We start from the raw sequence: 13,417 nt of genomic DNA on the forward strand, positions 1-13,417 counted from the left end.
CAGGGGCAAGGCTCTGGCACCTCTCGGCGTTCCGGGGCAGGATCCCCGCAAAGGAGAGCCGGGCCATCAACGCGCCACTTGCCATAGCCGCCGTCCAGCAACCCCGCACCCGCGGGGCGGGGCGACTCGTTGTGCGGCGCTCGGGGGCGGACAGCCGCATCGCCGATCTCTACCAGCAGGGCTCCCTCAAGGTTCTCTTCCCCGGACGGCCCGCCCAGACGCTCGAGGCGGTCACCCTCAATACGTCCGGCGGCCTCACCGGCGGCGACAGGATCTCGTTCGAGGCGGAGGTCGGCGCCGGGGCCCGGCTTTGCCTCTCCACCCAGGCGGCCGAACGCGCCTATGCCAGCCGCGACTGTGAACCTGCCCGGGTGACGACGGGTTTGACCCTGGGCGAAGGGGCAATGCTGCACTGGCTCCCGCAGGAAACCATTCTCTTCGACCGCGCCGACCTCTGCCGCACGCTCGCCGTGGACATGGTCGAGGATGCGACGCTGCTCGCGGTCGAGCCCCTGGTCTTCGGCCGCCATGCCATGGGCGAGACGCTGCGGACGGGGCATTTCACCGACAGCTGGCGCGTGCGCCGGGGCGGGGTCACGATCTACGCCGAGGCCCTGCGCCTGGCCGGCGACATCCCCAGGCTTCTGGCCACGACGGGCGCCGGGGCGATGGCCACGCTGCTCTATGCCGCCCCGGACGCCGAGGCCCACCTCGCCGCGACCCGCGCCAGCCTTCCCGCGCCCTCGGGCACATCCCTCTTGCGCCCGGGCGTTCTGGTGGCAAGGGTGCTGGCGAAGGACGCATACGAACTCCGGCGCCTGATCGTGCCGCTCATAGAGCGGCTGTCGGCGGCGCCACTGCCGAAAGTCTGGAGGCTCTGACCACATATGCAGCTTACACCCCGGGAAAAGGACAAGCTCCTCGTCGCCATGGCGGCGGAAGTCGCGCGCAAACGCCGCGAGCGCGGTGTCAAACTCAACCATCCCGAAGCGATCGCCCTGATCACCGAGGCGGTCGTCGAAGGGGCGCGGGACGGCCGGGCCGTCGCCGACCTGATGCAGGCCGGTGCGCAGGTCCTGACCCGGGCGGAGGTCATGGAGGGCGTGGCCGAGATGATCCCCGAGGTGCAGGTCGAGGCGACCTTTCCCGATGGCACCAAGCTGGTCACCGTTCATGAGCCGATCCGTTGATCCGCCCCGTATCCGAATATTCGCGAATATTCGGTCCGATTATTCGCGAATAATCGGGGGCCCCAGAGACAGGAGTACCAGACATGATCCCCGGAGAGATCTTTACCCTGCCCGGCGACATCACCCTCAACGAGGGCCGCGAGGCGATGACGTTGATGGTTGCCAACACCGGCGACCGGCCGGTTCAGGTCGGCAGCCATTTCCACTTTGCCGAGACCAACGCAGCGCTCGACTTCGACCGCGAGGCGGCCCACGGCATGCGGCTGGACATCGCAGCGGGCACCGCCGTCCGCTTCGAGCCGGGCCAGCGGCGGGAGGTGCAACTCATCGCGCTTGTCGGCGACCGCAAGGTCTTCGGCTTCAACGGCAAGGTCATGGGGCCGCTGGCCCTTGTGCTCGCCCTGTTCCTGGCGGCACCTGACCGGGCCGCCGCGCAGGACCTCGACTGCAGCCGCAGCGACTTGCCCCAGCAGGCCATGAACGCCTGCGCCTACAGGGAATTCGAGGCCGCCGACGCCACGCTGAACGCCGTGTGGAGCGATGCCATAGCCTTCGCGCGCAGCCACGACGCGGGCGATGCCCTGCTCTCCGCGCAGCGGGCGTGGTTGCCCTATCGCGACGCGGCCTGCGCTGCCGAGGCCGCGCTCTTCGACGGCGGCAGCATGGCCCCGCTGATCCGCAACACTTGCCTGACCGCCCTGACCGAGGAACGCACCGACCACCTGCGTTTCTTCGCCGAGATGGGCGCCTAGGCGATGGCGCGTGCGGCACGGGCAACGGAAGGACGCTAGAAATGCGCATCGAGGATGCCACCCGCCTCGGCACGGTCTGCTGGCGGCTCTGGAGCGAGAGCCAGGCGGTCATCGCCTACCGGCTGCTCGACGTGACAGGCCTGAAACCCACCGCACCGTCGGAGCTGGCGCGGATGGCGGTCGAGAAGCCGCTGGCCTTCGCCGAGGCGACCTTCGCGGCGACCGAGGCCGCGATGCGCGGCCGCCGCCCGGACCAGATCGCCGTGACCGCGCTCGAGACCCTGCAAGCCCGCACCGGCGCCAACAGCCGCCGCCTGCGCAACCCCGAGGCACCCCGATGACGCAGCCCGTCGCGATCGCCCCTGTAACCACGGCGCAGGACGGTCGTGCTGTCGTGGCCCTGGTCCGGGAATTCTTCGATTTCCTGTTCGAGCGCTACCCCGACAGGAAAGCGATCATCGACGACTACATGGTCCAACAGGACATCGCCGGCGAGCTGGAGCGCCTCGCCACCAACGGCCCCAGGGAAGGCGGCGCCTGCCTTCTGGCCCGGCTCGACGGTGACCCCGTCGGCACATTGATGCTCAAGCGGACCACGCCAGAGCTGTGCGAGATGAACCGGATGTTCGTGCGCCCGGCCGGCCGGGGAAAGGGCGTCGGACGTGCGCTCATCTCGGCGCTGTTCGATACGGCCCGCGCCATGGGCTATACCGAGATGCGGCTCGAAGCGCTGGATCGGCACCACGAGGCGCTTCCGCTCTACCGCGCCATGGGTTTCGAGACCGAGGCCGACCCGCCCCCCTTCGTGCGCGACACGCCCGGCGTCGTCTCGCTCTGGCGCAAGCTGTGACCCGGCTTTTCCTCCTCCTCGTGCCGCTGCTGCTGTCGGCCTGCGCCACGGCGCCGCCGTCGACCGAGGGCACACGGGGCTTTTTCTGGGGGCTGCTCGACGGGGCGGTCGCGCCGATCGCGTTCGTGCTGTCCCTCTTTTCCGAAACCATCGCCGTCTACGCCGTCCCGAATTCGGGCGGCTGGTACGATTTCGGCTTCCTCCTCGGCCTGACCTGCTGGGCCGGCGCAGGAGCTGCCGCCAACAAAAGGAGCCGCTGATATGTGCCCGAAAGGAGAATGAATTGGCTTGTGAAACCACTCTCGCAGGCTGACCTCCAAAAGAATTCGATCCACAAGCCAATTGAAGCAACTTACTCTGCCTTTGAAATTAATGGGCAGAAGCTTTTGCAGATTGACTCATACGGCTCGTCGAGCCGCCAGATGCCGGGAAAGAAAAGCCAAAGCATCCAAATTGATCGAGACGCCGCAAAACAACTCTTCGATGTGCTGCGCCAGCACTTCGACTTCTAAGCTCAAGGAGCCGCTGACATGCCAGCCACGATCTCCCGCGCCGATTACGCCGCCATGTTCGGCCCCACCACGGGCGACAAGCTGCGCCTTGCCGATACCGACCTGGTGATCGAGGTCGAACGCGACCACACGGTTTACGGCGAAGAGGTCAAGTTCGGCGGCGGCAAGGTCATCCGCGACGGCATGGGCCAATCCCAGGCCACCCGGGCCGAGGGTGCCGTGGACACCGTCATCACCAACGCGCTGATCGTCGACCACACCGGCATCTACAAGGCTGACGTGGGCCTGCGAGACGGCCGGATCGCCGCCATCGGCAAGGCCGGCAACCCCGACATCCAGCCCGGGGTGAACATCATCGTGGGCCCCGGCACCGAAGCCATCGCCGGCGAGGGCAAGATCCTGACCGCGGGCGGCTTCGACAGCCACATCCATTTCATCTGCCCGCAGCAGATCGAGGATGCGCTGCATTCCGGCGTCACCACCATGCTCGGCGGCGGCACCGGCCCCGCCCATGGCACGCTGGCCACGACTTGCACCCCCGGGCCCTGGCATATCGGCCGCATGTTGCAGGCCATCGACGGCGTGCCGATGAACCTCGGCCTTTCAGGCAAGGGCAACGCCTCGCGCCCGGACGCGCTGATCGAGATGATCGAGGGCGGCGCCTGCGCCATGAAGCTGCACGAGGATTGGGGCACCACCCCCGCCGCCATCGACAATTGCCTCAGCGTCGCAGACGACATGGACGTGCAGGTGATGATCCACACCGACACGTTGAATGAAAGCGGCTTTGTCGAGAACACCGTCGCCGCCATGAAGGGCCGCACGATCCATGCCTTCCACACCGAAGGCGCCGGTGGCGGCCACGCCCCCGACATCATCAAGATCTGCGGCGAGCCGTTCGTGCTGCCCTCCTCCACCAACCCCACCCGGCCCTTTACCGTGAACACGATCGACGAGCATCTCGACATGCTCATGGTCTGCCATCACCTCTCGAAGTCGATCCCCGAGGACGTCGCCTTTGCCGAAAGCCGCATCCGGCGCGAGACCATCGCCGCCGAGGACATCCTGCACGACATGGGCGCCTTCTCGATCATCGCGTCGGACAGCCAGGCCATGGGCCGCGTGGGCGAGGTGCTGATCCGCACCTGGCAGACCGCCGACAAGATGAAGAAACAGCGCGGACGGCTGGCCGAGGAGGCCGGCGAGAACGACAACCTGCGCGTCCGCCGCTACATCTCGAAATACACCATCAATCCCGCCATCGCCCATGGCATGAGCCACGAGATCGGCTCCATCGAGGTGGGCAAGCGCGCCGACCTCGTGCTCTGGTCGCCGGCCTTCTTCGGGGTGAAGCCCGAGATGGTGCTGATGGGCGGGATGATCGTGCTGGCACAGATGGGCGATCCGAACGCCTCGATCCCCACGCCGCAGCCGGTCTATTCCCGCCCGATGTTCGGCGCCATGGGCCGCGCGGTCGAACGCTCCGCGATCACCTTCGTCAGCCAGGCCGCCCAGGCCGCCGGTATCGGCAAAAGCCTCGGCCTCGCCAAGGACACCGTGGCCGTCAGGAACACGCGCAACATCGGCAAGAAGGACCTGATCCTGAACGACGCCCTGCCCCATATCGAGGTTCACCCGGAAACCTACGAGGTGCGTGCCGACGGCGTCCTGCTCACTTGTGAACCCGCCGAGGTGCTGCCCATGGCACAACGGTATTTCCTGTTCTGAGGAGGCTCAGGCCCGGGGCCTCTGCCCCGCCCCAACTGACTGCATCCACGCCACTGCAATGCTGCATTGCAGAATTGGAGATTCAAGAATGACCGATCGCTGCTATATGACTGCACAGGGGAGAAAACCACGACCAAAGGACAACGAGGTTTCCAATGGCATTCATTACCAGCACTCAAGCAGATGCCCCACGCTCGGGCAGCTTCCTTGCCGCGATCAGGAGGGGCTTCAGCAGCTACATCGACGGGCTATCCCGCGCGGACGAGCTTCAGCGGCTCACGAGGATGAGCGATCGCGAACTGTCGAACATCGGCGTCGAGCGTTCGGACATCGTGCGCTACGTCTTCCGCGACCGCATCGGCTTCTGATCCTGGCACTGGCCGCCCTTGCGGGGGCGGCCCAGGCGCAGGACGGCTGCCCCGGTCCCGAGACGCTCGCGACCTCCGGCATCCGTCTCACGTCGTCTGACGGGACCGTCGAGATCTTCTCCCGTCTCGCCCCCGACGTGATCCGCGCCGCGGCCACCGAAGACGGCCAGACCGTCTATTGGTATGACATGGCGCTGGGGGTCTATTCCATCGTCTACGGAGAGATGGACGACCGCGCCCCGCTCCTCTCCGCCCGGATGACCACCGCCTACGCGATGCCGCCCGGCGAAATGCAGGCACCCGAACCCGGCCTTCAGGCAGACCTTTCCGCGCTGGTGCTGGATGCGAACGGCGTCCGGCAGGAACAGCACGGCTACAGCTTCGCCGAGCCGGTTCCGGTGCGGATCGGCAGCTGCGCCTATACCGGTCTCCCCTTCAGCCAGACCTTCGACACCGATCCCGGCAATGTCGACGGCTTCATGTACCTGACCGAGCTCGGCATCGCCTATTACGCCTGGAACGAAGCCCCCGGCGAAGAGCGGGTGGACTATGCCCCGACCGACATCGGGGCCGCCCGATGACCGAGCTGCCCCCGGCCCACGAGATCCGACGTCACAGCCATGGCGCACTCGCCGACGTGGTCTCGCTCAGCTACGACGGGCGCCTCCTGCGCCGCAGGCGTCTGGAGACCGACGGCGGCGCGGCGTTCCTCGTCGACCTGCCCCAGACCGTGTCCCTGGATCACGGCGACGCCTTCCTGCTGGGCGACGGCCGGCTGATCGGCGTGGTGGCGGCCGAGGAAGACCTGCTCGCCGTGACCGCCGCACCCGCCGACATGGCCCGCGTGGCCTGGCATATCGGCAACCGCCACGCCCCGGCCCAGTTCGAGCCCGATCCGCCCCGCATCGTGATCCAGCGCGACGCGGTCATGGGCAGGATGCTGGCCGGGATCGGCGCGACCATCCATGAGGTGCGCGAGCCCTTCACGCCCGAGGGCGGCGCCTATGGCCACGGCCGCACGATGGGCCATTCCCACGACCACCCTCACGCCCACGATCACGCCCACGATCACGCTCAGACACATGACCACCCCCACAGTCATGATCACGATCACACCCATGACCACTGACGGCGCTGGCCTGCTTCTCACCCAATGGCTCTCGCCAGCCTTTCCGCTGGGCAGCTTCGGCTGGTCCCACGGGCTTGAACAGGTCGTCGCCGAAGGCGAGGTCACCGACGCCGCCACCCTCCAGCGCTTTCTGGAGACCGTGTTGTTCCACGGCGCGGGGCGCAGCGATACGATCCTGCTGGCCGCCGCCCACCGCTCGGACGCCGCAGAGCTTGCCGACATCGCCGATATCGCCCAGGCTCTGGCCCCCTCCGCCGAGCGCCGCGACGAGACGCTGGAGCAGGGCGCAGCCTTCGCCCGCACAACGCGCGAGGTCTGGGGCCTCGCGCTTCCGGACATGGCGCTTCCGGTCGCGGTCGGACGCGCGGCGCGGCTGATGGACCAGCCCCTGACCCCCACCGCCAGGCTCTATCTTCAGGCGATGCTGTCGAACCTGATCCAGGCCGCGCAACGTCTGATGGCGCTCGGCCAGACCGACGGCCAGCGCATCCTGGCCCGGCTCACCGCCGCGATCCCGGCACAGGCGGACAGCCTCACCGACCTCGGCATCGACGATCTGGGCACCTTCACCCCCGCGCTCGACGCCGCCTCCATGCGGCATGAAACCCTGCAGCCACGGCTCTTCCGCTCATGACGCCCTGCCCTTCATTGCCTTCCCATATCCCGGGGGTGAATGGGCAAGGCGCAGCCTTGACCAGAGGGGGCAGCGCCCCCGCACCACCCGCACACCCCTCGCCACAGGAGACCTCGCGATGACCTCCCCCAACGGCCCCCTCCGCGTCGGTATCGGCGGCCCCGTCGGCGCCGGCAAGACGACGCTGACCGCCCGCCTCGCCGCCGCGCTCAAGGACCACCTGAGCCTCGCGGTGATCACCAACGACATCTACACCCAGGAAGATGCCGAGGCCCTGATGCGGATGCAGATCCTGCCCGCCGACAGGGTGATGGGGGTCGAGACCGGCGGCTGCCCGCACACCGCGATCCGCGAGGACGCCTCGATCAACCTCGCCGCCATCGACCGGCTGCGCGACCGCCACCCCGACCTCGACCTGATCCTGATCGAGAGCGGGGGAGACAATCTTTCGGCCACGTTCTCGCCGGAACTGGCCGACGTGACGATCTACGTGATCGACGTGGCCGCGGGCGAGGAGATCCCGCGCAAGGGCGGCCCCGCCATCACCCGCTCGGATATCCTGGTGATCAACAAGACCGACCTCGCGCCCCATGTGGGCGCCTCGCTCGAGGTCATGGCCCGCGACGCCAAACGGATGCGCGGCCCCCTGCCCTTCGTCTTCACCGCCCTGCGCAAATCCGAAGGTGTCGAAGAGGTGGTCTCCCTGCTGGCCCGTATCGGCGGCCTGTCCCTGCCAGTCGAGGCCTGACGCCACGCCCTGACACCGGAGAAAAGCCACGCCGCCCGGAATCCCGCACCCGGCGCCAAAGACGGATCAGACCCCCTGCGGCAGCGGCCTGCCCTCGGCCCAGGCCCGCACGTTCCGCACCGCGACCATGCCCATCGCCACGCGGGTCTCGAAGGTGGCCGAGCCGAGATGCGGCAGCAGCACGCAATTGTCGAGCGCGGTCAGCCGCGCCGGCACGTCCGGTTCATTGACATAGACGTCGAGCCCGGCACCCTTGATCGCGCCCGCTTCCAGCGCGTCGATCAGCGCGGTCTCGTCCACCACCTCGCCCCGCGCTATGTTGATGAAGATGCCCGAGGGCTTCATCGCCGCAAGCGCCGCGCGGTCTATCAGCCCGGTGGTTTCGCGGCCGCCCGGAACCGTGACGACCACGAAATCCGCTTCCGACATCAGCTCGGCCAGGCTCTCCACCTGCCGCGCGGGCAGGCCCGCGTCCTTGCGGGACCGGTTGTAGTAGATCACCGGCATCGAGAAGCCGTAATGCCCGCGCCGCGCCACGGCCTGGCCAATGCGGCCCATGCCGACGATCCCGAGCGTCTTGCCCGTCACGTGGGTGCCCAGCAGACCCTTCGGGCCGAACCCGCTCCAGGCGCCGGAGCGCACCATCCGCTCGCCCTCGCCGGCCCGCCGCGCGGTCGCCAGAAGCAGGGTCATGCCGATGTCGGCCGTCGCATCGGTCAGGACATCCGGCGTGTTCGACACGACGAGGCCATGCGCCTTGGCGGCCGCGTCGTCGATATGGGAATAGCCCACGCCGTAATTGGACAGCACGCCACAGCGGATGGTCCCGGCCATCTCGAACACCTGCGCCGAGAAGTCGTCGCCGATCGTGGGGATGATCGCGTCATAGGTCTCGAGCGCCCGCGCCGCGGCGGCGGCATCCAGCGCCCCGTCGCCCTCGGTGACATCGAAGCTTGCACGCAAGGCGTCCAGAACCGGCGCCAGCGTCTGCCGGGTGATCAGCAGTTTCTTTCCGGTCGCACTCACAGCATCCGCCCTCCGATTGGCACGTCCTTGTCCGGCGCGATCAGAACGACCCCGCCGTCGTCGTCGTGAACGCCCAGCACGAGCACCTCCGACATGAATTTCCCGATCTGCCGGGGCGGAAAGTTCACCACGCCCATGACCATCCGGCCCACCAGATCCTCTGGGGTGTACTGCGCGGTGATCTGCGCCGACGAGCGGCGCTCGCCGATCTCGGGCCCGAAATCGACCCAGAGCTTGATCGCGGGCCTGCGCGCCTCGGGATAAGGCTCGGCCCGCAGGACCCGCCCCGCCCGGATGTCGACCTTCATGAAGTCCTCGAACCCGATCTCAGCCACGTCCGAGCTCCCGCGAGCGCTCGGCCGCCGCATGGACCGCCCGCCGCAGAAGCGCGGGGAACCCGGCCTCTTCGTCCATCAGCACCTCAAGCGCCGCCTGCGTGGTGCCGTTGGGCGAGGTCACGTTGACGCGCAACTGCCCGGGATCCTCCTCTGCATCCTCCGCCAGCTGGCCGGCCCCGCCCACGGTCGCCCGCGCCAGTGCCAACGCCAGCTCCGGGCTCAGCCCTTCGGCCGCACCCGCCGCGGCCAGAGTCTCGATCAGGTGAAAGACATAGGCCGGACCTGAGCCAGAGACGGCGGTGATCGCATCCATCTGGTCTTCGCTCTCCAGCCGCACGGTCTGCCCGACGGCCCCGAGCAGACGTTCGGCCAGCGCAAGGTCCGCCTCGCCCGCGACGCCGTTGCCGATGGTCGCCGTGATCCCCCGGCCCACGGCCGCGGGCGTGTTGGGCATCGCCCGCACGATGGGCGTCTGCGGCCCCAGCGCCCGCTCGAACCGCGCAAGCGAGGTTCCGGCCGCGATCGAGACGAACAGCGTCTTGCCGCCGCCGAAATCGGCCGCCTGGGGCAGCGCGTCATCCATCATCTGCGGCTTGACCGCGACGAGGACGACCGCGGGGCTTGCCGGGACCTCCTCGTTCAGGTGAACACCGCGGCCCTGCAGCCAGTCGGAGGGCTTGGGGTCGATCACCCAGACCGCCGACGGGGACAATCCGCCGGCCAGCCATCCGGCCAGCATCGCCGAGCCCATTTTTCCGCAGCCAAGCAGGACGAGCCCGCGCTCTTCTATGTCATTCAGTTTCATGTCGGCGAGTTTTGCCGAGGCCAGAGGCAGATGCCAACCCGTCGCGACCGGAGCGGCCAGAAAATTCGCGAATTTTCTGGGGCGTCACGCGGTGCCGTAGGCTTCCGCAATGGCCACCTGGATCGCATCCTTCGGCGAGTGCCCGCCCCAGGTGACCAGTTGGAACGCCGGATAGAACCGCTCCGCCCCCATGACCGCGGCACCGATCAGCGTGTCGATCTGCTCGGGCCCCGCGACCTGGTCGCCGGCCAGCACCAGGCCATAGCGCCAGACCATCAGTTTCTGCTCGTCCCACCAGGTGAAGGCCCCAGACCACACCAGGTCGTTGGCCCGGTTCAGAACCTCGTAGAGCTCGCCGATACGATCCTGCGGCGGCTCCATCTCGAAGGTGCAGATCAGCCGCAGCGTCTCGTCATAGGCCGACCAGGCGAGCGTGATCGAATAGGTCCGCCATTGGCCTTCCACGGCCATCGCAATCTGATCGTCGCCGATGCGGTCGAATTCCCAATCGTAATGCTCGGCAATGTGTTCGACGAGGTCGATCGGGTGAATGTCGTCGCTCTGGATGTGTTCGGTCAGCGCCATGGTCGGGCCTCCTGTAGTCTAGCGAAAGGCCCTGGGCAGCGCCCCAACCGCTAGATGACTGCTCAAGGGAGGCGGTGCATGGCCGACCTCCTCACTAAATATGGTGGACGCCGGCCTTGAGGCTGTAAAGCAGTTTCTTGGGGACAAGTTCAATTTCCCGGCCCGTGGCCGGCCTTGCCGCGGGAATGGGCGATCCTGAAACTGCCCTGACCGGGGCGGGCCGTCGGGGATGAAGGTGCCGGCGCGGGCCGCCTTGTCCTGCCATCTTGCCCTGACGAAACCGGCGCATTTCACCCGATCGGGACTGGCATCGGGGCACGGCGCATGGTTCCCTGCCCCCGACCCTTTCATTTCCCTGCCAAACAAGGATCGAACGATGAATATCGACCTTCTCAGACGCCTTTGCGAAACCCCCGGCGTGCCGGGCCACGAAGAGCGTGTCCGCGCCCTGATCGAGGCCGAGGTCGGCGGGCTCTTCGACGAGGTCTCGACCGATGTCATGGGCTCGCTTCACTGCGTGCGTCGCGCCGCCAGCGAGGGCGCACCCAAGGTCATGTTGCTCTGCCACATGGACGAGATCGGCTTTCTGGTGAGCCACATCACCGACAAGGGCTTTGTCTACCTGCAGCCCGTGGGTGGGTTCGACCCGCGCAACCTCTTCTCGCGCCGGGTCCTGGTCTGCACGGGGTCGGGCGATCTGAAAGGCGTGATGAACCCGGGCGGCAAGCCGGTCCATATCTCCTCGCCCGAGGACCGCAAGAAGGTTCCCGAGGTCAGCGATTTCTTCGTCGACCTCGGACTGGGTGCCGCCACCGCCGACAAGGTCAGCATCGGCGATTACGTGGTCATGGACGAGCCCTTCCTCGAGATGGGCGACAAGGTCGTCTCGAAGGCGCTCGACAACCGGATCGCCTGCTGGCTCGGCATCGAGTCGATCCGGGCGCTGGGCGACGGCGGGCGCGGGGCGGAAATCCACGTCGTCTTCACCACGCAGGAGGAGGTCGGCCTGCGCGGGGCGCGGACAGCGGCATTCAAGGTCCGCCCCGACATCGGGATCGGCATCGACGTCACGCTGGCCTGCGACACGCCCGGCGTGCCCGAACAGGACCGGACGACCGTGCAGGGCAGCGGCTTCGGCCTGCATATCCGCGACGGCAGCTTCATCTCGGACAAGGCGCTTGTGGCCGAGATTGACGCCCTCGCCCGTGACAAGGGCATTCCGTTCCAGCGGACCATGCTGCGGTCGGGCGGCCAGGACGGCGCCGCGGCCCAACAGGCCGCCGCCGGGGCCCGCGCCATAGGGATCACCGTGGGCACGCGCTATATCCACACGGTCACCGAGATGGCCGACACCGCCGACCTCGGCGCGGCACGGGATATCCTGGCGGCCTATCTCCACAGCCTCTGAGGCGGTCCGCTTGCAGGACATGACGCACCGCGCATGGGCCTATCCCATGCGCGGGCGCAGTGGGCGACCTGTCAAAGCAGGGACCAGTCGCTCTCGTCGACCTCGTCCATGCTCCAGCCTTCGACGATGATCTCCTTGCCGCTGGCAAAGAAGATCCGCACGCCCAGGGTGCCGTCCGGCCCGAAGCCCTCGAACCCCGGCGTGTCGCCGGCAAAGAGCAGCATGTCCATCCCGTCCTCGAACCCGGTGACCACATCGCTGTCCGCGACGCCGAGGTCGCGGAAGATGAAGATGTCGCGGCCGTTGCCCCCGTCATAGACGTCGTTTCCGACACCGCCATCGAGCACGTCGTTGCCGGCGCCGCCCCGCAGCATGTCCGCCCCGACGCCGCCGTCGATCGTGTCGTCGCCCGCTCCGCCGGCCAGGTCGTCGTCGCCGGACCGGCCGAACAGCGTATCCTGCCCTTCTCCGCCGAGGGCCCGGTCAGCCCCCCGTCCGCCATAGATCAGATCCTCGCCATCGTTGCCGACCAGCGTGTCGGCCCCGTCGCTGCCCTTGAGCACGTCGTTGCCGGCGCCGCCGCGAAGCTCGTCGTCGCCGCGGCCGCCGTTGACCATGTCATCGCCGCCGCCGCCGAAGAGCGCGTCGTTCCCGGTGCGGCCGTAGAGGTCGTCGTCATCGGCGTTGCCGTTCAGCCGGTCCTCGCCCGCGCCGCCGAACAGCAGGTCATTCCCGCCGCTGCCGTTGATCGTATCGTCACCGGTCCCGCCCGAGAGCATGTCGTCCCCGGCGCCGGCGCGCAGGTAATCGTCGCCCGCGCCACCGTCGACGGTGTCGTTGCCCCCGCCGCCGTAGAGGTCGTCGTTGCCCTGCTGGCCGTACATCCTGTCGTCGCCGGCATTGCCGTTCATCCTGTCCGCCCCGGCACCGCCATAGAGCAAGTCCTCGCCCGCGCCGCCGTTCAGGGTGTCGTCGCCGTCGCCACCGCGCAGCAGGTCGTTGCCCTGGCCGCCGCGCAGGTAATCCGCGCCGTTGCCGCCGTTGACGGTGTCACGCCCGCCCCCGCCGTAAAGGTGGTCGTCGCCGGTATTGCCCGACAATACGTCATCGCCGGCGTTGCCGTTGAGCCGGTCGCGGCCGCCCCCGCCGAAAAGCACATCGTCGCCGGTGTTGCCGTTCAGCGTGTCGTCTCCGGGCCCGCCGACGACAGTGTCGTCACCGGCGCCGCCGCGCAGGTAATCCGCACCGGCCCCGCCGTCGACGGAATCGTTGCCGCCCCCGCCGAACAGGTCGTCGTTGCCGGACTTGCCGAACAGGCTGTCCGCCCCGGCATTGCCGTTGATC

At 68.0% G+C, this 13,417-nt stretch carries 19 protein-coding genes and 2 pseudogenes; 15 read left to right on the forward strand and 6 right to left on the reverse strand.

The features are described 5' to 3' along the window. Positions 1 to 83: 83 nt before the first annotated feature. The 14 genes and pseudogenes from ROA7023_RS11220 to ureG all read left to right on the forward strand — a co-directional run bounded on the left by ROA7023_RS11220 (position 84) and on the right by ureG (position 7,911). On the forward strand, positions 84 to 881 hold the full coding sequence (locus ROA7023_RS11220; RefSeq protein WP_503128314.1) for an urease accessory protein UreD: 798 nt from the start codon (positions 84 to 86) through the stop codon (positions 879 to 881). 6 nt (positions 882 to 887) lie between these two features. Next, a complete protein-coding gene (locus ROA7023_RS11225) occupies positions 888 to 1,190 on the forward strand; it encodes an urease subunit gamma (RefSeq protein ID WP_085879139.1) in 303 nt (100 codons plus the stop codon). An 83-nt stretch (positions 1,191 to 1,273) separates the two neighbouring features. Further along, a pseudogene (locus ROA7023_RS25050) lies at positions 1,274 to 1,576 on the forward strand (urease subunit beta); the annotation flags it as partial. A 90-nt stretch (positions 1,577 to 1,666) separates the two neighbouring features. Further along, positions 1,667 to 1,942 carry a lysozyme inhibitor LprI family protein gene (locus tag ROA7023_RS25055; protein WP_234992173.1) on the forward strand — a complete coding sequence of 92 codons (276 nt, stop codon included), beginning with the start codon at positions 1,667 to 1,669 and terminating at the stop codon, positions 1,940 to 1,942. Positions 1,943 to 1,983: 41 nt separating this feature from the next. After that, complete coding sequence (locus tag ROA7023_RS11235; RefSeq protein ID WP_085879140.1) at positions 1,984 to 2,283, forward strand: hypothetical protein; 300 nt, start codon at positions 1,984 to 1,986, stop codon at positions 2,281 to 2,283. Further along, positions 2,280 to 2,792 carry a GNAT family N-acetyltransferase gene (locus ROA7023_RS11240; RefSeq protein WP_085879141.1) on the forward strand — a complete coding sequence of 171 codons (513 nt, stop codon included), beginning with the start codon at positions 2,280 to 2,282 and terminating at the stop codon, positions 2,790 to 2,792. The genes ROA7023_RS11235 and ROA7023_RS11240 overlap by 4 nt, the downstream gene beginning before the upstream one ends. Beyond that, positions 2,789 to 3,052 (forward strand): hypothetical protein, encoded by a 264-nt coding sequence (locus ROA7023_RS11245; RefSeq protein ID WP_085879142.1) that lies wholly within the window; start codon positions 2,789 to 2,791, stop codon positions 3,050 to 3,052. Before ROA7023_RS11240 ends, ROA7023_RS11245 begins: the two co-directional genes overlap by 4 nt. An 18-nt stretch (positions 3,053 to 3,070) precedes the next feature. After that, positions 3,071 to 3,304, forward strand: a complete 234-nt coding sequence (locus ROA7023_RS11250) for a hypothetical protein (RefSeq protein ID WP_085879143.1) — start codon at positions 3,071 to 3,073, stop codon at positions 3,302 to 3,304. 18 nt (positions 3,305 to 3,322) lie between these two features. After that, the gene (gene ureC / locus ROA7023_RS11255; RefSeq protein WP_085879144.1) at positions 3,323 to 5,032 is read left to right on the forward strand and encodes an urease subunit alpha; all 1,710 of its coding nucleotides are present in this window, start codon (positions 3,323 to 3,325) and stop codon (positions 5,030 to 5,032) included. A gap of 155 nt (positions 5,033 to 5,187) precedes the next feature. Further along, entirely contained in the window at positions 5,188 to 5,400 is a 213-nt protein-coding gene (locus ROA7023_RS11260) for a DUF1127 domain-containing protein (protein ID WP_085879145.1), read from the forward strand. Positions 5,401 to 5,537: 137 nt separating this feature from the next. Continuing rightward, positions 5,538 to 5,981 (forward strand): hypothetical protein, encoded by a 444-nt coding sequence (locus ROA7023_RS11265; RefSeq protein WP_085879146.1) that lies wholly within the window; start codon positions 5,538 to 5,540, stop codon positions 5,979 to 5,981. Beyond that, entirely contained in the window at positions 5,978 to 6,529 is a 552-nt protein-coding gene (locus ROA7023_RS11270) for an urease accessory protein UreE (protein ID WP_085879147.1), read from the forward strand. Before ROA7023_RS11265 ends, ROA7023_RS11270 begins: the two co-directional genes overlap by 4 nt. Beyond that, positions 6,519 to 7,163, forward strand: a complete 645-nt coding sequence (locus ROA7023_RS11275) for an urease accessory protein UreF (RefSeq protein ID WP_085879148.1) — start codon at positions 6,519 to 6,521, stop codon at positions 7,161 to 7,163. Before ROA7023_RS11270 ends, ROA7023_RS11275 begins: the two co-directional genes overlap by 11 nt. 118 nt (positions 7,164 to 7,281) lie before the next feature. After that, positions 7,282 to 7,911: an urease accessory protein UreG gene (gene ureG / locus ROA7023_RS11280; RefSeq protein ID WP_085879149.1), complete on the forward strand. Its 630-nt coding sequence runs from the start codon at positions 7,282 to 7,284 to the stop codon at positions 7,909 to 7,911. 66 nt (positions 7,912 to 7,977) lie between these two features. Here ureG and ROA7023_RS11285 read toward each other — a convergent pair whose 3' ends face one another. The 4 genes from ROA7023_RS11285 to ROA7023_RS11300 all read right to left on the reverse strand — a co-directional run bounded on the left by ROA7023_RS11285 (position 7,978) and on the right by ROA7023_RS11300 (position 10,665). Further along, entirely contained in the window at positions 7,978 to 8,937 is a 960-nt protein-coding gene (locus ROA7023_RS11285) for a 2-hydroxyacid dehydrogenase (protein WP_085879150.1), read from the reverse strand. Beyond that, complete coding sequence (locus tag ROA7023_RS11290) at positions 8,934 to 9,272, reverse strand: tRNA-binding protein (RefSeq protein ID WP_085879151.1); 339 nt, start codon at positions 9,270 to 9,272, stop codon at positions 8,934 to 8,936. Before ROA7023_RS11290 ends, ROA7023_RS11285 begins: the two co-directional genes overlap by 4 nt. Continuing rightward, positions 9,265 to 10,080, reverse strand: coding sequence for a pyrroline-5-carboxylate reductase (gene proC, locus ROA7023_RS11295; RefSeq protein ID WP_085879152.1), 816 nt, complete (start codon positions 10,078 to 10,080; stop codon positions 9,265 to 9,267). The genes ROA7023_RS11290 and proC overlap by 8 nt, the downstream gene beginning before the upstream one ends. An 84-nt stretch (positions 10,081 to 10,164) precedes the next feature. Further along, on the reverse strand, positions 10,165 to 10,665 hold the full coding sequence (locus ROA7023_RS11300) for a type III secretion system chaperone family protein (protein ID WP_085879153.1): 501 nt from the start codon (positions 10,663 to 10,665) through the stop codon (positions 10,165 to 10,167). 376 nt (positions 10,666 to 11,041) lie between these two features. Here ROA7023_RS11300 and ROA7023_RS11305 point away from each other — a divergent pair, with 376 nt between their 5' ends. After that, a complete protein-coding gene (locus ROA7023_RS11305; protein ID WP_085879154.1) occupies positions 11,042 to 12,073 on the forward strand; it encodes a M42 family metallopeptidase in 1,032 nt (343 codons plus the stop codon). 71 nt (positions 12,074 to 12,144) lie between these two features. Here the strand turns inward: ROA7023_RS11305 and ROA7023_RS11310 are convergent, their stop codons facing one another. Together ROA7023_RS11310 and ROA7023_RS25665 are read right to left on the reverse strand one after the other, a co-directional pair. Beyond that, the gene (locus ROA7023_RS11310; protein ID WP_085879155.1) at positions 12,145 to 13,230 is read right to left on the reverse strand and encodes a calcium-binding protein; all 1,086 of its coding nucleotides are present in this window, start codon (positions 13,228 to 13,230) and stop codon (positions 12,145 to 12,147) included. A 72-nt stretch (positions 13,231 to 13,302) separates the two neighbouring features. Beyond that, positions 13,303 to 13,416 (reverse strand): annotated as a pseudogene (locus tag ROA7023_RS25665) (calcium-binding protein); the annotation flags it as partial. Position 13,417 lies beyond the last annotated feature (1 nt).

The sequence above is a fragment of the Roseisalinus antarcticus genome (genome assembly GCF_900172355.1).
In the GTDB taxonomy this organism is placed as follows: Bacteria; Pseudomonadota; Alphaproteobacteria; order Rhodobacterales; family Rhodobacteraceae; genus Oceanicola; species Oceanicola antarcticus_A.